General features: G+C 32.6%; 15 protein-coding genes. 4 read left to right on the forward strand and 11 right to left on the reverse strand.

Going from position 1 to position 22,936, the window contains the following annotated elements; translation table 11 throughout:
* Positions 1-10 precede the first annotated feature (10 nt).
* From CLRAG_RS10040 to CLRAG_RS10085, 9 genes are all read right to left on the reverse strand, one after another.
* Positions 11-409: a hypothetical protein gene (locus CLRAG_RS10040; RefSeq protein ID WP_065078315.1), complete on the reverse strand. Its 399-nt coding sequence runs from the start codon at positions 407-409 to the stop codon at positions 11-13.
* Positions 406-789: a hypothetical protein gene (locus CLRAG_RS21310; protein WP_065078316.1), complete on the reverse strand. Its 384-nt coding sequence runs from the start codon at positions 787-789 to the stop codon at positions 406-408. Before CLRAG_RS21310 ends, CLRAG_RS10040 begins: the two co-directional genes overlap by 4 nt.
* Before the next feature lie 1,559 nt (positions 790-2,348).
* Positions 2,349-7,397, reverse strand: coding sequence for a cell wall-binding repeat-containing protein (locus CLRAG_RS10055; RefSeq protein ID WP_065078318.1), 5,049 nt, complete (start codon positions 7,395-7,397; stop codon positions 2,349-2,351).
* A 307-nt stretch (positions 7,398-7,704) separates the two neighbouring features.
* Positions 7,705-8,832 carry a response regulator gene (locus CLRAG_RS10060; protein ID WP_065078319.1) on the reverse strand — a complete coding sequence of 376 codons (1,128 nt, stop codon included), beginning with the start codon at positions 8,830-8,832 and terminating at the stop codon, positions 7,705-7,707.
* A 30-nt stretch (positions 8,833-8,862) separates the two neighbouring features.
* A complete protein-coding gene (locus CLRAG_RS10065; RefSeq protein WP_065078320.1) occupies positions 8,863-10,602 on the reverse strand; it encodes a sensor histidine kinase in 1,740 nt (579 codons plus the stop codon).
* Between the two features lie 282 nt (positions 10,603-10,884).
* Positions 10,885-13,389 (reverse strand): excinuclease ABC subunit UvrA, encoded by a 2,505-nt coding sequence (gene uvrA / locus CLRAG_RS10070; RefSeq protein ID WP_065078334.1) that lies wholly within the window; start codon positions 13,387-13,389, stop codon positions 10,885-10,887.
* A 135-nt stretch (positions 13,390-13,524) separates the two neighbouring features.
* Positions 13,525-14,355, reverse strand: coding sequence for a MerR family transcriptional regulator (locus tag CLRAG_RS10075; protein WP_065078321.1), 831 nt, complete (start codon positions 14,353-14,355; stop codon positions 13,525-13,527).
* 118 nt (positions 14,356-14,473) lie between these two features.
* The gene (locus tag CLRAG_RS10080; protein WP_065078322.1) at positions 14,474-15,022 is read right to left on the reverse strand and encodes a DUF6144 family protein; all 549 of its coding nucleotides are present in this window, start codon (positions 15,020-15,022) and stop codon (positions 14,474-14,476) included.
* Between the two features lie 103 nt (positions 15,023-15,125).
* On the reverse strand, positions 15,126-15,959 hold the full coding sequence (locus CLRAG_RS10085) for an AraC family transcriptional regulator (protein WP_065078323.1): 834 nt from the start codon (positions 15,957-15,959) through the stop codon (positions 15,126-15,128).
* 345 nt (positions 15,960-16,304) lie between these two features.
* Here CLRAG_RS10085 and CLRAG_RS10090 point away from each other — a divergent pair, with 345 nt between their 5' ends.
* The gene (locus CLRAG_RS10090) at positions 16,305-16,922 is read left to right on the forward strand and encodes a HutD family protein (protein WP_065078324.1); all 618 of its coding nucleotides are present in this window, start codon (positions 16,305-16,307) and stop codon (positions 16,920-16,922) included.
* 77 nt (positions 16,923-16,999) lie between these two features.
* Here CLRAG_RS10090 and CLRAG_RS10095 read toward each other — a convergent pair whose 3' ends face one another.
* The gene (locus CLRAG_RS10095; protein ID WP_065078325.1) at positions 17,000-17,980 is read right to left on the reverse strand and encodes an alpha/beta fold hydrolase; all 981 of its coding nucleotides are present in this window, start codon (positions 17,978-17,980) and stop codon (positions 17,000-17,002) included.
* Complete coding sequence (locus CLRAG_RS10100; RefSeq protein WP_065078326.1) at positions 17,970-18,542, reverse strand: MarR family winged helix-turn-helix transcriptional regulator; 573 nt, start codon at positions 18,540-18,542, stop codon at positions 17,970-17,972. The genes CLRAG_RS10095 and CLRAG_RS10100 overlap by 11 nt, the downstream gene beginning before the upstream one ends.
* Before the next feature lie 186 nt (positions 18,543-18,728).
* Here CLRAG_RS10100 and CLRAG_RS10105 point away from each other — a divergent pair, with 186 nt between their 5' ends.
* The 3 genes from CLRAG_RS10105 to CLRAG_RS10115 are packed head-to-tail and all read left to right on the forward strand — an operon-like array spanning position 18,729 to position 22,884.
* On the forward strand, positions 18,729-19,211 hold the full coding sequence (locus CLRAG_RS10105) for an NADH-quinone oxidoreductase subunit NuoE family protein (RefSeq protein ID WP_013238137.1): 483 nt from the start codon (positions 18,729-18,731) through the stop codon (positions 19,209-19,211).
* 29 nt (positions 19,212-19,240) lie between these two features.
* Positions 19,241-21,121 (forward strand): NADH-quinone oxidoreductase subunit NuoF, encoded by a 1,881-nt coding sequence (locus CLRAG_RS10110; RefSeq protein WP_065078327.1) that lies wholly within the window; start codon positions 19,241-19,243, stop codon positions 21,119-21,121.
* 26 nt (positions 21,122-21,147) lie between these two features.
* Complete coding sequence (locus tag CLRAG_RS10115) at positions 21,148-22,884, forward strand: NADH-dependent [FeFe] hydrogenase, group A6 (protein ID WP_065078328.1); 1,737 nt, start codon at positions 21,148-21,150, stop codon at positions 22,882-22,884.
* Positions 22,885-22,936: the final 52 nt, after the last annotated feature.

Raw genomic sequence — 22,936 nt, forward strand, 5'->3', positions numbered from 1 at the left:
TATATTACTTTTAACCCCTGACTCTACCACCATGTACTACCTTGCCAACTACACTGCCTAATTTTCCCTTTTCTTCCTCATTGTTAATGTTCAAAGCCCAGAACACAGGAAATCTTTCACTGATTTCTGTCTTAATTATCTCTGGTGCTGCAAAGGCTATAATTTGAAAATTAAGCTTGTTTGCAATAGTAAATATGGGGTCCAATACATGAGCTCCAGAAGCCTTCCCAAAAGGATTATCCAGCATCAATACAGTCCAGGGATTTTCATTTCCTAAGGTCTTCTTCTTATAATTCATAAGCATCATGATTACAAAAGTATTTATGGATAACGTCTGTCCCCCACTGCCCTCTGGAGCATCTCCTTCTCCTGAATTTACAGCTTCCCAGGTAGCATAATGATAATTCATTGGTTTTGCATATAAAAATTCATTTTTTCTGTCATTTTATATACTTCTAGTTTAGGATATTTTCCTCTAAGTGATTTTGAAAATATACTTTTGTCACTCATAAGTTTTTCTAATATTTTATTATCCAGGTTATCAAAATCCACCTTTTTCTCTTCCAATTTTTCAATACACTGAATATCAACTCTATTTTTAACTGTACTATACACATATTGACCAATTTTGCATTTTAAATGTTCCCTCATAGCTTCTTTTCCATCTTTAATAGGTTTAATAAAGGCAACCTCATCTACTATTTCCTTGTCTTCTTCGATATGAGATTCCACTATCTCAAACTTTACAAAAGTATTAGGATATTGCTTTCTTACATCTTCCCATTTCATAATATCAACTCCCGTACAATTGTATTTTTCTAAATTTTAGCATACTAAAATATTTATATAAAGATATTTTTTATACTTTCTCGCCAACAAAAACATCCGCTAGGATAAGATGTACTTTAAGCAACAATCTCAATTAATCTTGTTTCTATATTATCCCACTTCATATTTAAATTTACTGTACATACCTTCAATACATGGTTTTCCATAGTATAAGTTAAATCTAAGTCTCTATTTACCTTTGAATGCCTCAACTCTTTTTATAAAAGTTCCTAACAAAATTTTCAAAGAGATATGCCATTTTTCTTTCATCCTCCAAAAAGTTATAGAACCCTGATCCTTTGCCTTTTTCATCCATTAACATATTATCATTAATAAGCTTACATTATACAAAAATAATGGGTATAGATTTGGTTTTTACACAAATCTATACCCATTTTCATTTCAACTCTAGGTGATGTCATAGGGCATTTTGACAATAAACATTTGATACAAATAATCAAGTTTATAATAGCTTGCCATCAAATTATCTAACGTGATATAAACCAAGTTAGTAAAGATGCCAGCACAAATATCATTATCTCTAGTATATAATATTTGATATCTCCTTGTTTAATTATTTTTTTCTCCATTATTACCCTCCTCTGCAAAATAACATAATTGTTGATTTTATATATTTTTTCGACAATTTATATTTTTATAATACTATGAGTTGAATAAAGATGCAAAGGAAGAAAAGAATAAAAATTCCTTTAATTCCTCCTTAGAAAGCTTGCTCTATATCTTTTTCAGTATAATTATTAAAATTCTCTATATGCAAAATAATTCCGTTTCTATTATTTAGATTTTCTTTTTATTTTAAATTATTATATGATACTGCTATTTCTCCTATATTAGAGTTCACTTTCATATCTAAGGGCAATCCATTTACAGCTTCAGCAACAATGTGTTTGCTCTTATTTATTTCCTCTATCAAACCGGCCATAAATACTTGATATAAAGACAAAATAAAAAGAACTATAAGGAATTTAATAAAAAATTCACTTATAGTTCTTATATAGTAGAGCACATAATAATCTAAGTTGCACCATTATAGATAACATACATCACCTTATTATGATATTTCCACCACAATAAAGCAAGTCACTACCAATAATCATGTTTTCCTCGACTACATAAAATATCTACACAACTATATATAACCTCTTGGCTATATATAACCATCTCAACACCTCATATAATTTTAGCTCGACCCTATATCATAAGTTGGAACCTTAATATAATCAACTTTAATCAACTATATTAAAGCTTTTCCCCACAATATAGAATCTTCCCTCTGACTATATATAAGCTATTTATACAATAACCTATATACAATCGTCGGCCGACTTACACATACCTCTAATTGAAGCACATATAAATCTTGACTCAACTGTTATATACCCTATGCTATTATAGTAACCTTTTTGTCTTTATTATATACTGGTAATTTTTGATTAAATTTAAACAAAATTTTTTTCAAACTCCCATTAACCTTTTAAAAGTTAATGGGAATCTTTTAATTACTTACCAATTACTTGATAGATTTGTTGTTGAACATTCTTATCTACTACACCCTCTCCACCAAATATGGTTGCTCCAGATAACTTTCTATCTTTTAAATATAATTTTCCGTTATCTGACAATCCTGTGTTAACTAGAACGATTGGGGCATTATGCTTTCCAGCATATATGCTTCCAGCAAGTGCATCCGGAAAATTATTACCAGATGCTATGCATGCTTCATTTCCATCTAACTTAAAATATTTTCCTATTTCAAGAGAAGTTTCATAACGGTCTGATCCACCTATTCTTGTAATATTTGACTTCTCTATTGGTATAATCTGTGCAATAGTATTTTCAACTTCTTGGCCTATTGATCCCTGCAATCCTATAATAAATACCTTAGTTGGATTTATAGTTGAAACTTCTTTCTTTATTGTATCTGGAATTTCATTCTTTCTAGCTAATAAAATAGGATATTGGTTTACTGCTGCTGTACTGGATATTGAAACTGCATCTGCATAATTTTCTCCCGAAACTATAACTACAGGAGTTTCTTTATTTACATTTAACTTTTCTGCTATCTTTTCTGAAGTTTCATATCTGTCTGCTCCACCTAGTCTTGTAATATTCTTAAAACCATTAGCTGTAACTTTATCTTCAAATTCTTTGCTTACTGCTCCGTTTCCTCCAAGTATATAAACCGAACCTGTATTATCCATGCAGGTTTTAATATAAGCTAGTACTTTTTGCTGATTTTCATCTGTACTTCCTACAAGTAACATTGGGGCATTTAGTTTGTATGCTAGTACACTTCCTGACAAAGCATCTGGGTAATTTTGTGCTGAGGCAATTACTACATTTGAAATTTTCCCTGGATAAGTTGCCTTTGCAATATCTAAAGCTGTATCTATCCTATTTTGTCCGGACAAACGCTGTACTCCTGTTACTTTACTTGAAACATCTTCTTTATTCATTCTTATATCCCATTTTACGATTTCCTGTTCTACAGAAATTGTAGGACTTACATATTTATAGTACCCATCTTTAGTTACTACTACATAGTAATCTGAATTTGGAAATACCATAAATCCATAGGCTCCACTGCTGTCGCTTACTTGTGGATTCTTATTATTATTAGGTTTAAATCCATCTATACCAGGAAGTGGTACTACTGTATCTGCTTTCTTCCCTGCAGCTTTATTTCTATCAGTGTTTGCATAATATACTGTTACATTTGCTCCATCTATAGGTTTTCCTGTAGATGCATCTGTTATTATTCCATAAGGGTCAATTAACTTACTTTGTAAGCCTACTTTTCCATCTGTTCCAACCTTAACTTCCATGGTTCCTATAACAATCTTTTGTCCATTTCCTAAATCATAAGTTAAATTAAAGTTGTTAGTTGTTCCTTTTGCTAAGCTTTCAATTTTAACTGTTCCGTCAGTCCCAATTGTAACTGGTGTTCCTTTATCTGTGGTAATACTTAATTTTGAAACATCTGTTAAACCACTTACAGTTCCATCTGGTGCTTTTAATGCTGCTACCTCTGAAGCCTTCATTGAAACTGCACTATTACCATTACTATCAGTTGTTACTTTAGCTGATATACCAGAAACTTGAGTCCCTGTCTTACCATCTACTACAGATCCTGTAACAGTAGTTTGAGCTGAAGTGCTTCCTGATGAACTACTAGAGCTTCCACCGCTATGAGAATCTGGGATTGGTGTAAAAGCTAAATCAAAATCACTTTCTGTACTTCCTGGAATCATTTTTATACTTACATTATAGTTTCCTGAAGTAATAGTGTTTCCAGCTACAATAATAGGACTTGATACAGTAACTGGAAGTACTACACCAGCTATCAAATTTTCATTGGTTATATTAGTCTTTGGAAATTCTCCGCTTATACTTTTGCTTCCTTTGCTTATAGTTACATCAACTTTATCTGTATTTACTGAATTAACATCACTTAATAGAGCATCCCTTGTTCCATTTGAAAGTTTAAATTTATATCCGCCTGTCATATTTGGTGTTACATCTAAGTTATTTACTGTTTCTACTGGCTTTCCTGTAACCTGTACTGAAAATGAATTTCCAGACGGAGGTGTGCATGCTTCTACCTTATATGTTTTTCCATTTGTCAAGCCTATTATTTCTGTGCCTGTTAGTGCTGCTGCATCTGATTCATTATCTGATAGTGTTCCATCTGCTTTTACATACTTAACTGCTCCATCTACTGTTACTTTGTATTTGTTTCCTTTAGTTAAGCCTGTTACTTTGCTATCTCCTGCTGTTGCTCCACTTACTGAACCTTCTGCTACTGTTACTGTACTTCCTGGGGTTTGTCCTGGTGCTGGAAGATTTACTAGACCACTAGTTATCTGTGTACAATTTGCAGCATTAAATGCTAACTGTGCTCCTGTAACTGCTTCTGCATTAGATGCACCTAGGTCAGTGAAACTTACAATTCCTGCCTTTGCTGCTACTGCTGCAGTTCCAGTTAACATCCATGTTCCAGTATCATTTTTAGACGCTGTTACTTGTGTTGAGTTATCATTTGTACATATGTTTAAATACTGATCTTTAAGAGTTACTTGAGGCTGCTTTGCAAACTGTCTTCCATTTGAAGAAGGAGCTGTTATATCCTGAGTTAAACTCATTGATGTCGCTGCCGCTGGTACTGGTGTTATTGCACTAGGTGCTGTTGTTGGCGTATCTACTCCTTCTACGGTAAATACTATATCTTGTGCTGCTGCATTATTAAGCGCCAAGTTTGCATAAGCTACACCTTGTTCAAAGTAGAAGCCCAGTGTTGTAGAGTCTGCTGCTAAGCTTCCTACTGGATTAATTGAACTTAAAATACTGCCAAGTCCAACACCACAGCCAATAACTGGCATACCTAATGAAGCTATAGGACATTGTGAAAATCTTCCATAGCTGCCATCTGGTGCTGCTCTGTAACCTGATACTGTAACGTTCTTTAAATCATTAAACTGAGTATCTATATTTCCATGTGAATCTTTCGCAGTTAATACAATTTGGTCATTTTCTCCTGCTGTTGGATTTGATTTTGTTACAGATACTTGTACTTCTGCTGGTGCAGTCCCTATGGTATAGCTGTCACTCATTACACTACTATTTTCCATTCCATCTTTTACCGCTATTGCTTTTATTGTTGTTGAAGCATTTATTGTTATTGGTCCGTTATAATACGTATCACTTGTTGTTGGTGTTCTTCCATTAATTGTGTAAAATATTGCTGCTCCGTCAGTTGCAGTACTTAAACTTACAGTTGTTCCTTCCGCAACTGCTCCTCCTGCTGGACTTGCTGTTGGTGCTGCAACCTGGTCTCCCTTCACTGTCTGAGTTACTGATGCAGTAGTATATCCATTTGCTTTTATTTGTATAGAATGTGTTCCATATCCTAATACTCCTGCATTAAATTCTATCTTTCCATCTGATATTGTATATTTACTTTTATCTATTTTTACTGAATCTGCATCTATTTCAGTTATTGCTGTTCTCCATGCTGCATCATCTGTAAATGTTATGTCTATTGGATTATGAATATCACTTGATATTGTATCTGCTGTCAATGCTGGTGCTGGTACTGGTGCTGGTGATACAATTACTTCTACTGTTGCTGTATAGTTTCCAGTATTTTTATAGCCTGCTGGCATTGTTCCTAAAGTTGCAGTAAAAGTATAGCTTCCTGCTGCATTAGGATTATAGTGGTCTGTATCTACCCATGTGCTTACTGGCACTGTTACTGCACCATTGTTTGCCTTTACTGTTGTTGGCAATGCTGCTATTACTTTCGCTGCATCAGAATAAGTTGCACTTCCTGCATTTCCTGCTGATATATCATTTATTTTATCAAAGCTTGTTATTTCTGTCGCTGCTGGTGCTGGTGGCAAATTAAACTTTTTAACTGTTATTTTGTTACTACTTCTATCTACATATGCTTCATATAAGTTGCCATTTTTATCAATAGCTGAACTAATATAACTTATTTGTCCTCCTGAAAATCCTGCAGTACCTACAATTTTCCAGCTAGTTCCATCATACTTTTTTGCCAATGCTCTCATAAATGCATTCGTGACATTAAAATCTGAGTTTCTATATGATAAATAAAGATTATCATTGCTATCAAAAAGTATATTTACAGGATCGCCTTGATGGTTTGATAATGCATCGCTACCTACACTTTCCCATGTGCTTCCACTCCACTTTTTTACATATGAATTCCATGCACTTGAATTTCCATCCTCATAAGCCAAATAAGGAGTACCTCTGCTATCAAAAGCTAAACTATTACAAAAATTCGGGCAATTAGTGAAACCCATAGTTCCAAGACTTTTCCAGCTAGTCCCATCAAACATTTTTGCAATTGATTTTTTAGAATTGCTATCCATAGCTGCTACATATGGTTGATTACTTACAGGATTTATGGCCATACAAACATTATCAATTTGACTCGGTGAAATTTCTCCTTCTTTTCCAACTAAATTCCAACTAGTCCCATTATATTTCTTTACACAAGCTGGATAACCTGAGTCACCCTGTTCATTATATACATCATATAATACATAAGGAACATCATTTTTATCAATAGCCAGGCAAGCATAATCAACAGAATCTGTATATATCTTATCACTTGCTGCATCTTGCCAAGCTCCTGAAGAAAATTTTTTTACTCTTATATAACAATCATCCCTATATGCAACGTAGACCACATCCTTACTGTCTATACATATATTTAAATTGTCAACTTGACCAGTTGAAAAATCTGGACTTCCTACAGGTTCCCAGCTTACTCCATTAAACTTTTTTACTGTTATTTTGCTGCCATTTGCAGTATCATCATATGCTACATAACAAGTGCCATGACTATCTACAGCCATTTTAACACTAGTAGCCGCCTCTGAAAATTCTGCAGTTCCTACGGTATCCCAAGTATCCGTATCCGCAGCCCTAGCTTTCATGCCGGTAAAAAGCTGCGTAAATAAAAGTAGTACTGCACTAATAGAAACTACTTTTAAAAAGGATCTTTTTTTAACTTTCATACTTTATTACCTCTTTTCTCTATTATAATTTTTTATTAGGCTTTCACAGAGTGCGTGGGAGTATTAGAGCAGGTAGTCATCGGATAAAACGTTGATTGTCCTACTCTTGGTCCATCTGTACAATAAAAGAACATTTTAATATTATATACTTTATTCTACAACATGTAAGTAAAAGAAAAGTAAAAGATTTTTTTACTTACATAGCTAGTCTTGTTCTTCCTTTTTTTACTCTATTTATGGTTAAATAAAAAACTGGGGCTGTCGCACTAATTTTTTAGTGCGACAGCCCCAGTTCTATTTACTAAACTTAATTACTAAAGCCATTCATAAGTTTTCCATACAAATCTATTACAACTGGCTCTGGACATATATCCAGTTCCCTTTTTAACATTCTTACATAACCTTCATAATATTTCGTTAATGATTTTTTATTCTTTTGCACTGCAAGTACCTTCATAAAAAGACAATTTGCCTCTTCCTGAAGTGGACTAATTTTAATTAATTTTTTTAAAATATAAGAGGCTTTCTCCATGTCACCATTATCAAAATAATATTTTCCTAGTTTTTTGATTAAATTTAAATATTGATTTAAATATTTTTCTCTTTCTAACATACTCCAATAGTAGGATCTATCTCCTAGTAAATCTCCTACATACATTTTCTCTACATCTAATGCTTTCTGAAGATTTGATGCATCTATTTTCTCAAGTTTCTGAATTTTTTCTCTGAAGTCCATGAAATCCACATAAAAATCACTACATTCTAGCCTATAATCCCCATTACTTGATGTAAGCAATAGTTTTGAATCATGATGTTCAAGCACTTTCCTAATTTGATAAACAGCAGTTTTCAGATAGTTTTCAGCATTTTTTAAAGGCATGCCAGGAAATATATCTTCTATAATTATATTCTTTGGCACTTTCCTCCCTTCCTTTAAAAGAAGATATGCAAAAAGCTCCATGCTCTTAGTAGAAGGCCATTTTACAGTGCCTAATCTTTGGCTGCTTACATCTATACCCCCAAAAAGATAAACTGAAATATTTTTTTCTTTTGCTAACGCTTTTTCAACTAATAATGATCTTTTTTTCAATGCCCTACTTATAGTACGCTGTAACCGCTCTGATAAAACTGGTTTTACAATATAGTCAAAGGCACATATATCAAAAGCTTCCACAGCATATTCCCTATAAGATGTAATAAATACAATATCAATTATTGAATTTGCTTTTTTTATTTTCTTAGCCAACTCAACTCCATTTTCTCCTGGCATATTTATATCCAAAAACACCATATCTATACTGAATTCTTTTAGAAATTCCAATACATTGCTTGAACTATTAAATATATTTATTACCTCTACTCCTTGAATTTTATTAAAAATCCTTTTAAGGATAAGAAGCATAGCTTTATCATCATCAATAATAATAACCCTCATATTTATCCAACCCCCAACCTATTTAAGCTTTTAAGCACTTTTACCTGATAAAATTGTAAATTCAAAAGTACTTCCCTTGCCTACACTACTTTGAGCCCATATCTTACCGTTATTTTTTTCAATAAGCTCCTTACAAACCATTAATCCAATTCCTGTTCCTTTTTCCCCTGAAGTACCAAAAGTAGTGTAACGACTAAAATTACTAAATAATTTTTCTACCCTCTCCTCTTCCATTCCTACACCATTATCACTGACAGCTACATTAACCATTCCTTCAAATTCTTGCGCTGATATTTTTATATTTCCACCACTATTAGTAAACTTTATTGCATTAGAAAATAGGTTCCTTAATACAATTTCAAGCATATCTCTATCTACACAAACAACAACCTTCTCCGATATTTCATAGGATATACTTATTTTCTTTAACTCCGCATTTTGTATTAAAGGCGTTATAGAACTTTTCACTATATCCAATAGTGTCCATGAAAGATTATTGCAGGTCATCCCATCCATTTGACTTCTAAACCATTGAAATACATTTTCAACCATTTCATATGTACTTTTGCTATTCTCCTTAATCTGATATAGTATCTCTTTATTTTCTTCTTTGTAAATATCATCCTCATCTTCTAAAAGATCCAACAAACTTAACAAAACACCTAGGGGAGATTTAATATCATGGGAAACTATAGTGAATAGTTTATCCTTAAATGCATTGAGCTCAGATAACTTTTCACGCTGCAGCTCAATTTCAGTAATATCGTTCAATATTATTATCTTCCCTATGATTTTGCCAGTATTCTCATATATATTGCTGATATTGATCTTATAATATCTTATCTGATCTTTATCTTTTATACTTATTAAACTTTCATTATTAGAAGTAGTATTTAAAGCTTCTAGTACTGTTTTATATTCCTTAAATACCTCATCAATTTTTTTGCCTCCTGCTTTTATATCTTTCAATTCTGGAATGATATTTTTTGACGAGTTGTTAAAATTAACTATATTATTTTCAGAATCTAATATTATAACCCCATCCAGCATATTGGAAAAAACTTTCTCCAGTGCTATTGGCGTAAGTTTTAAAAACTTAAATTTTAATACAGCAAAACTATACATTATTGCGGAAATAGAAAGTGCAAGTGGAGCTAAATCCACATCAAAGTGAAGTAATCCAAAAATGTAAAAAACATCTGAAATCCATGGAATTATCCAAGCTATTATTAAAAGTAATATCTGTTTTCTTATAATTGTAACTGCCTTTAAATAAGCTTTTATAAAAATTATTAAACCTATAGCCATTAGTACATAGTTATACACAGTATGTACCCAATACCAGGGACCATGTATTACTTCTAAAATTGGAAAAATTCCATCATTATTCATATACATTTTTTTATAGAACAAATGATGGAAATCATTTGTATAATTCACTATTAATATAATAACAGGCATAATATATAATAACATCAAAGTTCTCTTTTTAATTTTTTCTTTATACCCAGTAAAATTAAGTGCAAACATTAACCATAGTACACCTAGAAAAGCCCCCCCTAAATATTCTACTTTAACCCAAAGCTTTACCCACTCAATGTTTGTACATAATATTTCAAATGCATATCCAAGCGCATAAATTGATACAGGAAACAAAGATACCGCCACATATAACTTGTCTCTTTTCCATGAAAGGCACCCTATAAAGCCCATCACTAATGCTGATATTAATAATACCAAACTAAAAAAATAGTTTACCTTCAAAAACATCACATCTCTTTTCCCTTACAGGATTATAAGCTTTATCCAGATAACAAAATCCATAAACGTCTCTAAACTATCCTGTACTTTTCACTTCTCTAGGAAATTATTGCAAATATGTAAATTTCTTAACTCAATTGCTATATTTATTTAATAATACAACATTTCATACACCTGATTCAAGAAATTATTTTGCATTTTAATATTTAAAGATACCTTTAGCAAATTAAAAGCGCCAACTCACTGATTACAATAAGTTGACGTTATGTCATATCTTTATCTGATGTCTATTTAACACCTTGTTAAATTTTTCATACTTTCCGTTTTCCTAATAGCTCTTCCAGTAAAGCTTTCCTTTGAGTTAATAACATCTTTCAAAGTGCCTTCTACAATAACTTTACCCCCATCTTTTCCGCCTTCTGGTCCCATATCTACTATCCATCCTGCTGCTTTTATAACATCCAAATTATGTTCTATAACTATAAGAGTATGCCCTGCTCTAAGAAGTTTATCAAAAATAACAAGCAGCTGAGATACATCATGAAAATGCAGTCCATTTGTAGGCTCGTCAAAGATATATACAGTCTTTCCTTTAGCTTTTCTGCTGAGTTCCTTTGCAAGTTTTACTCTTTGTGCCTCTCCTCCACTTAAGGTTGTGGCACTTTGACCAAGCTTTATATATCCAAGTCCTACTTCTTTTAAAACTTCAAGAACTAAATGTATATCTTTGTAATCTTTAAAAAATTCTGATGCCTCATTGGCATCCATATCCAGCACATCAGCAATATTCTTTCCATTGATCTCATTTTTAAGCACTTCTTCTTTAAATCTCCTGCCTCCGCATTCATCACACTCTATCCATACATCCGGTAAAAAGTGCATTTCTATTTTTATCTGACCTTGCCCTTCACAATAGGGGCATCTTCCTTTTACTGAGTTAAAGCTGAAATAATCAAAGCTCATATGGTGCTTTTTAGCATATTTTGTATTTGCAAAGACTTTTCGTATTTTATCAAACACTCCTATATAGGTAGCTGGATTAGATCTTGGCGTTCTTCCTATAGGCTCCTGTGAAACATTTATGACCTTATCCAAGTCTTCATATCCTAAAATTTCACTGTAATGTTCTATTTTATTATCTGCTTTGTTTAATAAATTTTCTAAGAGAGGTTTTAAAGTTCTGCTTATTAAACTGCTTTTTCCACTGCCGCTGACTCCTGTTACAACATTTAATGTATTTAACCTGAAGTGTGCTGTAATACTTCTTAAATTATTTAAATTTGCACCTTTTATTGTAAGAAATCTATTATTTTCTAAATTGTTATACATAGTATCATTGACTTTTAAAGTTTTACTCAAATATTTTCCTGTTAGTGAATTACTATTATTTTTAATAACATCTAAGCTTCCCTGTGCTATTATTTCTCCACCTAAAACCCCTGCATAAGGGCCTATATCTACAATATAATCTGCATGCTTAATTATTTCTTCATCATGTTCTACAACAATTACTGTATTTCCCTTATCTCTTAACTTAAAAAGTGTGCCTACTAGATTTTCTAAATCCCGCGGATGCAGTCCTGTTGATGGCTCATCTAAAACATAAGTTATACCTGTAATCTCACTGCTAAGCTGTGCAGCCAGCCTCACCCTCTGTCCTTCACCTCCAGATAAGGTAGGTGCACTCCTGTTTAAAGATAAATAGTGAAGACCAACATCATTTAAAAAAGATAATCTCTTATATATCTCTAAAATTATTTCCTTTGACATCTTGAATATAGAATTTGGAACATGTTCATATACATCTTTGATAAAGCTTAAAGCTTCTCTCACAGACATATTTGAAACCTCCGATATTGTTCTTTTTCCTATCCTGACGCTATTTGCTTCTTTTGATAGCTTTGTACCCTTGCAGACACTGCAAGTATCGAAGCTCATAAATTGTGCATACTTTTTTCTTGTTACTTCGGAATCTGTTTCATAATAAAGTCTAGTTAACTCCGTAACAATTCCTTTAACAGGTTTAAGCGTAGTTTTACCTCCCATTATAGATGGATACTCTAGCTTTTCTTCTCCTGAGCCATACAGTATTACGTTTTGAAAACTCTTAGGTAAGTCTTTCCAGGGTGTTTCAATATCTAAATTATAATGATCAAATACAATATCTAAAGGTCCTGTTGGCCATGTAGTTTTATTATTTTCTCTAAGATTTCCAAACCAATTAATAGCCCCATCTAAAATGCTTAAACTTTCATCACCAATTAAAAGCTTTAGATCAACTTCCTGTGTGACGCCAAGCCCCTTACAATGAGGACACATTCCCTGAGGAGTATTGGAACTGAAATGTGCTGACATGAGAGGTTTAATAAAGGTATGACAGTTAGGACATTCACTTTTTTTATTTTTATAAAGCAGTATTTTTATTTCCGTTTTACAATTTTCACAAGTTCTAATCCCTATTCTGGAATATAAAAGACGCAGGTAATCAGAAATTTCCGTCAAGGTTCCAACAGTAGATCGCGGATTGCTGCTTATACTTTTTTGCTCTATGGCAAGGGATGGGGTTAAACCTGAAATGTATTCAACCTTTGGCTTTTCAATTTTTCCCACACTTCTTTTTGCAAAGGTGGATAAACCTTTAATAAATCTTCGTTGTGCTTCAGCATGTATTATATCGAATACTAAAGTAGATTTACCGCTTCCACTGACTCCAGTAAATACAATGAGTTTATTCTTGGGTAGTTTCAAAGAAACGTTTTTAAGATTATGATGCTTTGCACCTTTTATAACAATCATATTATCTTCAGATTCTTCATTAATACTTTCATTTATTATAAGTTCTCTAAGCTTAGTACTCATATTACACCTCTTTCAAACTTCTACTTGAAAGAATAATGCATCCAGTAACTGGAGAGTCAATACTTATTTTAATTATTTGATTGGAACTATAAGTTCAGTTACATAATTTTCTTCATTTACTGTGCTCATTATGTCTACAAGATAATTATCTATAGGCTCACCGCAAACTTCATATCCATTTTCATAAATGTATTTAAATATTTTTCTATAAGTATCTATCATATTGTCATAACTTCCATAGTTAACAGCAGTAACAGCTTTAAATCCTCCAAATTTTCTAACTAAGCCATCTATTTCTCTATCTTCAGATACAGATATACAAACTTCAATATCATAATCATCCTTTACTTTTTCTTCATAATCAATACAGGTATCATAATATACTGCCATAGCATTCTTTATAATATGAAATTTATTTCTTTCAACTAATGAAATCAGCTTACAATACCGAACTGTAAAATCTTCAATAGTGCAAGGTCCCTTACTCCTTAAATAAGCAACATAAGATACAGGTATTTCTTTTATCTCAATTTTAAAGTCCTCATGTTTTTTCTTCTTACTTTCTTTTATAAAGAACTGCAATTTTGTTTTTAACATTTTTAAATCGCTAATTTTATTATCAATCTCCATACATTTTTCATTGATTTTTCTTGTATTATACTCTAAATCTTCTCTGCCTAAAAGCACCTTTATTTCCTTTAATGAAAAACCTGCTTCCTTAAAATGCTTGATCACAAGTACCAAAGCCAATTGATCATTTGAATAATACCTATAATTACTGTCTGGATCGATCTTTCTTGGTATAAGTAGTTTTATTTCATCATAATATCTGAGTGTTTTTATTGGAATATTGCATATTTTAGATACCGGTCCTATTTGATAAAGTTTTTTACTTTCATCCATTGTATTAATCAGCTCCTATATAAACGCAGTTAACTATATTTTACACTTTTCAAAATACCTTTAGCAAATTAAAAGCGCCAACTCACTGATTACAATAAGTTGACGTTATTTCATATCTTTATTTCCATATAGTCCCTTGTGGGATTATTTTCATAAGGCACTTCTCATCACCCATTTTTATACTTTTTAACAACTCCACATCTACTTTACACCCAAAGGCTTTTTCAAAAAGAACTTTACTATAACCTGTTGTGCATTGACACCAGGTATTTGTCTCTAATCTATCAGCACCTTCAAGCATTGGGCATGAACAAAAAGAAAATTGAAGATATAGTTGTCCATTTTCTGAATACAAGCCTGCTGCTTTTGCTTTGTCTAAGCTTCCAAATTCGTCCATATTTGAAGATGCTTCTACCAGTTCTTTCACCAATTTTAATTTTTCATCCATTCCATATCCGCACTGACAATGCATTCTTATCTCCTTGACAGTAGAATTATCAAAATGCTTTTCTAATCTCTTCATTGTGGACTTCACCCATGTAGGATTATCCTCTGTTTTTGCAAGTTCATCTTTTCCATATACTATTTCCTTTGCGGTTTCATCATTACTAGCACTTTTGACAGCTCCATAAATTACTTGTTCCTGAATTTTTCTTATATCAAACATTTTTTGAACTCCCTTCAACTCGAACTATATCTCTGTTACAGTTCTTATTATAGTAGAATGTCTGTTTTTTTACTTCTGAATTCTTGCCCTATTTATGTCATCTTCAAATAATCGGTATGCACAGATCCATCACAACACACATGTTTTTCCAATTAATAGAATGATAAATATCTAGTCCATACCTTTCATCCATTTTATAACCGCTATTTGCCAGCCAAACATTAAACAAGCCTTGAAAAGTAGTAAAAATATCCTGTACTAGCCCATCAAATCTATAAATCGCAAATTTACCACCTCGAATAGTTGTAACATTATGAAAAGAACAATCTTTATCAACTGTCATACATATGTCATATAAACATTGGTCTATACGTGTAACAGATGGATCAGCATAGGATCTTTCAATTAAAAGTGTATCTTCTTTTAATTGATCTTTATATTTTTCTATAAAATCAAGCCAGTTTTTTCCAAGTTCAATATAGTTTCCAATATGCCTTTCACATATAACTACAAAATCATCCAGTTCTTGTATAATGACCTGCTTATCATATTCTTCAAAAGATTGAAATCTAGCAACCTTGTCCTCACAAAAAGGATTTGGTACACATTCTGTATACTTACCCTTTCGAAATTCAGCCGGAGAAATATTATTGTGCTTCTTAAATACTGAACTGTAATTTGACGGACTATATCCATAATCATAGCCTATATCAGTAATTAATTTGTCCTTTTCAACCTTAAGTCTAAAAGCACTTTGTTCCATTTTTAAGCGTTTGATAAAAGCATATATGCTTTCTCCTGTTTCTGCCTTAAAAATTCTACTGAAATAATATTTTGATAAATGGCAATAATTTGCAACATCTTCAATTGAAATCTCCTCGTCTAAATGCTGCATTATATAATCAATACTTTTGATTACCAATTCGTTCGAGATCATAATACATACCCCCATTGCTTTGTTGCTGATGGCGTCATAATTAGTTTTAGTAGTTACTCCATTTCATTATGCAAATCAACTCCTATATAAACGCAGTTAAATACATTTTACCATAAGGCATCTCTAATAATATAGAAAACTTAAATACTAAGTTTAAGGATAGAAATTTAAATCACTTTTTTCATGCTGATGATACATTATATCAAAAGCAGTATCTTATTTTTTACTTTTTAACTTCAATTTATTGTCCCTGCAACAAAATGAATGATATAATTACATAAATTCAAACTAGTAAATACAATATAATGAGCATAAAAGATATATAAGAAGAGGTGCAATTAACATATGAACTATAATGTAGAATTACTAAGGCAAGAAAGTTATAAACCAACATTTTGGTCTGGAGGCATGGCTACAGAACTGACAACATATCCATTAAATTCTGATTATGCTAGCAAAAACTTTTTATGGAGGTTGGGGGTTGCTAAAATTGATATAGCTGAATCTACTTTTAGTAATCTACCAAAAGTTTCGCGTAAATTCATGGTTATAGAAGGGAAAATAACTCTCGACCATGAAAATAGGTACAAGAAGCTACTTAACTCCTTCGATCAAGACAACTTTATGGGGGATTGGAAAACTAAAACTTATGGTAAAGCTTCTGTTTTTAATTTAATGACAAGGGAAAATTATAATGGTGAATTACTTCACCTTAATATTAGTCCTAACAAACAACTTAAATTTGAACATAAAACCCCATTAAATAAAGATTTGGTGGCAATTTGTTTTTACACTGTAAATGGTGGATTTGTCTCTACTATTAATGATAAAGTTTTTGAAACTGTTAAAAATGATTTAATTTTAATTAACTGTGTAAATTCAAGCCATAATCATGAATTTATGCTTTCTAACAATACTTCAGAAATTACTAATATAATTGTAAGCATAATTTATAGTAATTAGCTTATTTAACTCTAAATTACTTTCGTATAAAATCCCACCTTTTTGTTCTATTTAGGTGGGACTTTTCACATCCTATATTATAAAAAACATTGTACATTTTTTTCTTCTTTACTTATTTTTGATAATGCATCAAAAACTAGGTCAGGCTGATCCATCATCAAGAAATGCCCTGCATCAGGAATTATGAATATATCTTTATTTGGCGCCTTTATATCTTTAAAATAATCTTCAGCTATAACATGTGGGGCTTGCCAATCCCTTTCCCCCAAAATATAATATACCGGCACCTTATATTCTTTGGATTCTCTGCGTAGATTAAAGTCCTCAAGAAAACTGTAAACCTTTGAATTTGCTTTAAAAATCTTCATGAATGCTATAATATCGGAGAACTTAAAAATAGGACTTTTAAGTACAGCTATCCATATATCAATGCCTATCTCCATACCTAATTTGTATTTTCCCTGAAGCTTACGAACTACATTACATTTTCTTAAAAACTCTTTATCAAAAACAGTTTTGCTGCCAGGATATTCACCTATACTTTCAAGCTTTTTTAATGATTTTTTATCATCTGCATTTTTGATCATTTCTTTAACTTTGTTATAGCCTACCTGCTCATTTTCCACCATACCAATAACCTGTCCAGCACCAATATAATACTCTACGTCTTCCGGATGCTTTCTGATAAATACCGACCCAAGAACACTTCCCCAGGAATGGCCAAATATAACAATCTTTTTCTTTTTATATTTTTTCTTAAGATACTGGATAACTTCAAATAAGTCCTGAAGCATCAAATCTATTGTAGGAAGTTTATCTGGATTTTTCGTGAGGGTCTTCCCAGCACCCCTCTGGTCCCAATGAACTACAGTATATATTTCTTCCCATCTATCTTGAAATAATCCTGTAAATAAGGATTCTGCCGAACCTGGCCCTCCATGTAAAAATAGCATTACAGGATTATCAAAGCTTGTTCCTAGATGATACAGGAACTGATCTATTCCATTAATCCTTACATATTCAGAAGTACATATTAACCTGTTGTTTTTATTTCTCATAATTTTTCCTATCCTTTCTTTGATTTTTTCTTATATTTTCAAACTCCTTTAATATTCTTGCTGCGTCATCTTTCTGACTTTCATCTACTTTTAAATTACTATGTTCTTCAAAACCATCTTGTTCTTCACCATCAAATTGATACAGTTTTTTAAGCATTCCCCAAATAGTTTCTAACTCTTCAGTTGAAAAATCCTTAAAAAGCTGTGCCATGAACAATATTCCTTTTTCTGAAACTTGATACAATACCTGTTTTCCAGCTTCCGTAATTATTACATTGACAGCACGCCTATCTTCAGGATTAGGTATAACATCAACATATCCCTTTTTCTGCATGACAGTAACAATTTGTTTTACATTTTGTTTAGTGGAACCAAGCTTTCTTGCAATATTATTGAGGGTAGTTTTACCTTCAGATAAATGAGCAATTGCAACCATTGTCATATACTGCCTTGAAGTCAAATTTCCCAGGTATTCATCTCCTCTTACCTGAAGTTTATTGGCCAGTGAAAATAAGGTGGCATAGGTTTGTTCCATTAAAAATATTTCTCTATATGTATCCATAAAAATTTTCCTCCATTAGTCAATATATTGTCTAATTATAGTTTAATGATATTTTTTATATTTGTCAATACATTGTCTATTATTTTATCCGATGACTATATAATAAAAAACTCCCATACTACCAATACTATCTTAAGAATATAAAATGAAAGATGGTGAAAAAACTGCGGCACAGCAGGAAATATTATGGATGTATGCAAATTAGATAACGAAAAACTAAAAGAACTATCTTCCTATATAGATAGTTTGGAAGAAAAAGAAGGTTCACTTATAAGTGTACTTCACAGAGCTCAGGATATATTTGGATACCTTCCTGAAGAATTACAAACATTTATTGCAAATAAACTTGACATTAGTGCAGCAAAAGTATTTGGCGTAGTTACTTTCTATTCATACTTTACAATGAAGCCCAAAGGTAAACATGTAATAAGCATATGCATGGGTACAGCTTGTTTTGTTAAGGGTGCAGAAAACATTTTAGAAGAATTTAGGAATCAGCTTAAAGTAAAAGATGGATTTACCACAGAAGACGGATTGTTCACTATAGATATTTTAAGATGTGTTGGAGCTTGCGGCCTTGCACCAGTAGTTGTAGTTGACGGAACAGTCCATGGAAAAGTAAAGGTCGAAGATGTTAAAGGAATATTAAGTCAATATACCTTAAAATAAATATCAGAAATTTATGTGGAGGAAAATATATGGATAAGATAAAATCCTTTGAAGATTTAAAAGCTTTAAGAGAAAAGTATAAAGCTAAGATAGCAAACCGTACTTATGATAATGCAGATAAAAATATAAAAAAAACTTTACTTGTATGCGGTGGAACAGGATGTCGTGCTTCAAGAAGCTTAGATATAGTCAATATACTTAAAACTGAAATTAAAAACGCAGGTCTAGAAAATACAGTTGATGTCATTTCTACAGGATGTTTTGGATTTTGTGAGAAAGGACCTATCGTCAAAGTTGTACCAGATAATATTTTTTATGTTGAAGTTAATACCGAGAGAGCAAAGCTAATTGTGTATGAACATATGGCCAAAAATACAGTAGTTGAGGAAGCTTTATATAGAGATCCTATCACTAAAGAAAAAATATCAAATCAAACGGATATTCCATTTTATAAAAATCAAAAAAGAATTGCTCTTAGAAACTGCGGCCTTTTAAACCCTGAAGATATTACAGAATACATAGCAATGAATGGGTACGAAGCTTTAGGCAGAGTTCTAACACAAATGACACCTGACAGCACAATTGATGAAATTAAAAAAAGCGGCCTCAGAGGCAGAGGGGGCGGCGGCTTCCCTACAGGCGTAAAATGGGAAATGACAAGAAAATCCAAATCTGATACAAAGTTTATGATCTGTAATGCTGATGAAGGTGATCCCGGTGCCTTTATGGATAGAAGCATACTTGAGGGAGATCCAAATTCTGTACTTGAAGCTATGGCTATTGCAGGTTACTGCATAGGTGCAAATAAGGGTTATATTTATATCAGAGCTGAATATCCTCTTGCAATAAACAGATTAAAAATTGCTTTAAAGCAAGCTTATGATTTAGGTTTACTGGGTGATAATATTTTAGGTACTGATTTTTCCTTTCATATAGATTTAAAATATGGTGCCGGAGCTTTCATCTGTGGTGAGGAAACTGCACTCATAAATTCCATAGAAGGCGGACGTGGAGAGCCTACCGTAAAACCTCCTTTTCCTTCCCAAATAGGTCTCTGGAAAAAACCAACTAATATAAATAATGTAGAAACTCTGGCAAACATCCCCCCTATTATATTAAAAGGCTCTAAGTGGTTTAGTTCTATAGGAACTGAAAAGAGTAAAGGAACCAAAGTTTTTGCCTTAGCAGGCAAGATCAATAATGTTGGCCTTGTTGAGGTACCTATGGGTATAACCTTGCGGGAAATAATATATAATTTAGGCGGAGGTATTCGCGGTGGTAAAAAATTTAAGGCTGTTCAAACTGGCGGTCCTTCTGGCGGGTGCATTCCTGCAGATCATTTAGATACTGCCATTGATTACGAAAGTCTTACTGAAATAGGCTCCATGATGGGTTCTGGTGGAATGATAGTTATGGATGAAGATAATTGTATGGTGAATATAGCCAAATTCTATCTCCAATTTAGTGTAGATGAATCCTGTGGAAAGTGCACTGCCTGCAGAATCGGGAATAAAAGACTTTTAGAAATTTTAGAGGATATCACTAAAGGAAAAGGTACCATGGAACATCTTGAAGGATTAAAAGATTTATCCTATGTAATAAAGGATTCAGCCCTATGTGGTCTTGGTCAAACATCACCTAATCCAATTATAAGTACAATGAAATTTTTTTGGGATGAATATATAGCCCACGTAAAAGATAAACGCTGTCCTGCTGGAGTTTGCACTGCACTTTTAAAATACAATATAAATTCTGAAAAATGTATTGGCTGCACAGCCTGTACAAAGGTATGCCCTAAAGGAGCTATTTCCGGAGAAATAAAAAAGTCACATGTAATAGATAAGTCAAAATGTATAAATTGTGGTGCATGTAGTAGTATTTGTAAGTTTTCTGCTATTACGAAAGAATAATAATTTAAAGAAAGGAGTTTGTAAAAATGGTAAATTTAACTATAAACGATATAAAGGTTTCTGTCCCAGAAGGCACTACAATTTTAAACGCTGCAAAAAAAGTAAACATAAATATACCTACTCTCTGCTATCTTGATCTTCACGATATAAAAATGGTAAATAGGACTTCCTCCTGCAGAGTCTGCCTTGTTGAAATTGAAGGCAGGCGAAATCTTGCACCTTCATGTTCTACAGAAGCTTTCGAAGGTATGATAGTTAGAACAAATAGTGCCAGAGCTATAAAAGCAAGGCGTACTATGGTAGAACTTTTATTATCAGATCATCCTACCGACTGCCTTGTATGTGAAAAGAATACTCAATGTCAACTTCAATTAATCGCTGCTGAATTAGGTATAAGAAAAATAAGATATAAAGGTGCTATGTCTAATTACAAAAAGGATTCATCAAGTGGTGCTATATATAGAAATCTTGATAAATGTATAATGTGCAGACGATGTGAAACCATGTGCAATGAAGTTCAAACCTGTCAGGTTTACTCTGCAGTAGATAGAGGCTTCGAAACTGTAGTATCCCCTGCATTTGGTCGTCCCATGGTTGACACGCAATGCACATTTTGCGGTCAATGTGTATCCGTATGCCCAACTGCTGCATTAACTCAAGTTAGTAATGTAGCTAAGGTATGGGAAGTACTAACTGATCCTGATAAATATGTAGTAGTTCAAACTGCCCCTGCTATAAGAGTTACTTTAGGTGAAAAATTCGGTATGGAACCTGGAACTATTGTAACTGGCAAAATGGTATCTGCTCTTAGAAGATTGGGCTTTGATAAGGTATGTGATACCGATTTTGCAGCAGATGTAACTATTTTAGAAGAAGCTCATGAATTTATAGATAGACTTCAAAACGGCGGAAGACTTCCAATACTCACAAGCTGCTGTCCCAGCTGGGTTAAATTTATAGAACATCAATTTCCTGATCTTTTAGATATACCTTCAACTTGTAAGTCTCCACACATAATGTTTGGTACTTTAGCTAAAACATATATGGCAGAAAAATTAAATATTGATCCATCTAAAATTGTAATAGTTTCAGTTATGCCATGTATTGCAAAAAAATATGAAGTAAGCAGAAAAGAACTTCAATATGAAGGTCATAAAAATGTTGATCTTGTAGTTACCACAAGAGAGCTTGCAGATATGATAATGGAAGCAGGAATAGATTTTAATAAACTTCCTGATGAAGACTTTGATAAACCTTTTGGAGAATCCACAGGTGCTTCTGTAATATTTGGAACTACCGGCGGTGTAATTGAAGCAGCTCTTAGAACTGCTTATGAATGGATTACTGGAGAGACTTTAAAAGAAGTAGAATTTCATGGTGTAAGAGGACTTGATGGACTTAAAGAAGCCAGTATAAATATTGGTGGTAAAGAAATAAACATTGGCGTAGCTCACGGTCTTGGCAACGCAAGAAAACTTCTTGAGGAAATAGAATCTGGTGAATCAAAATATCACGCTATAGAAATAATGGCATGTCCTGGAGGATGTATTGACGGAGGAGGTCAGCCGTATCATTTTGGAGATTTAGATATTGTAAAGAAAAGAATGGACGCTTTATATAGAGAAGATAGAAACAAACCTCTCAGAAAATCTCATGAGAATCCTGAAGTTCAAGCTCTATATAAAGAATTTATTGGAGATGTAGGCGGAAAAAAAGCTCATGATCTCCTTCACACTCATTATATAAAAAGGCAAAAGTTATAACTTTATCTTTAAATATTGAAGTCCTCCTGAATTACTGTATTAAAATAAATAC

The organism is Clostridium ragsdalei P11 (genome assembly GCF_001675165.1).
Classification (GTDB): domain Bacteria; phylum Bacillota; class Clostridia; order Clostridiales; family Clostridiaceae; genus Clostridium_B; species Clostridium_B ragsdalei.

What these genes read in the sequence shown, in the direction of transcription:
- CLRAG_RS10040 (WP_065078315.1), bottom strand. Translation starts at nt 409, where the DNA reads ATGAATTATCATTATGCTACCTGGGAAGCTGTAAATTCAGGAGAAGGA.
- CLRAG_RS21310 (WP_065078316.1), bottom strand. Translation starts at nt 789, where the DNA reads ATGAAATGGGAAGATGTAAGAAAGCAATATCCTAATACTTTTGTAAAG.
- CLRAG_RS10055 (WP_065078318.1), bottom strand. Translation starts at nt 7,397, where the DNA reads ATGAAAGTTAAAAAAAGATCCTTTTTAAAAGTAGTTTCTATTAGTGCA.
- CLRAG_RS10060 (WP_065078319.1), bottom strand. Translation starts at nt 8,832, where the DNA reads ATGAGGGTTATTATTATTGATGATGATAAAGCTATGCTTCTTATCCTT.
- CLRAG_RS10065 (WP_065078320.1), bottom strand. Translation starts at nt 10,602, where the DNA reads ATGTTTTTGAAGGTAAACTATTTTTTTAGTTTGGTATTATTAATATCA.
- uvrA (WP_065078334.1), bottom strand. Translation starts at nt 13,389, where the DNA reads ATGATTGTTATAAAAGGTGCAAAGCATCATAATCTTAAAAACGTTTCT.
- CLRAG_RS10075 (WP_065078321.1), bottom strand. Translation starts at nt 14,355, where the DNA reads ATGGATGAAAGTAAAAAACTTTATCAAATAGGACCGGTATCTAAAATA.
- CLRAG_RS10080 (WP_065078322.1), bottom strand. Translation starts at nt 15,022, where the DNA reads ATGTTTGATATAAGAAAAATTCAGGAACAAGTAATTTATGGAGCTGTC.
- CLRAG_RS10085 (WP_065078323.1), bottom strand. Translation starts at nt 15,959, where the DNA reads ATGATCTCGAACGAATTGGTAATCAAAAGTATTGATTATATAATGCAG.
- CLRAG_RS10090 (WP_065078324.1), top strand. Translation starts at nt 16,305, where the DNA reads ATGAACTATAATGTAGAATTACTAAGGCAAGAAAGTTATAAACCAACA.
- CLRAG_RS10095 (WP_065078325.1), bottom strand. Translation starts at nt 17,980, where the DNA reads ATGAGAAATAAAAACAACAGGTTAATATGTACTTCTGAATATGTAAGG.
- CLRAG_RS10100 (WP_065078326.1), bottom strand. Translation starts at nt 18,542, where the DNA reads ATGGATACATATAGAGAAATATTTTTAATGGAACAAACCTATGCCACC.
- CLRAG_RS10105 (WP_013238137.1), top strand. Translation starts at nt 18,729, where the DNA reads ATGGATGTATGCAAATTAGATAACGAAAAACTAAAAGAACTATCTTCC.
- CLRAG_RS10110 (WP_065078327.1), top strand. Translation starts at nt 19,241, where the DNA reads ATGGATAAGATAAAATCCTTTGAAGATTTAAAAGCTTTAAGAGAAAAG.
- CLRAG_RS10115 (WP_065078328.1), top strand. Translation starts at nt 21,148, where the DNA reads ATGGTAAATTTAACTATAAACGATATAAAGGTTTCTGTCCCAGAAGGC.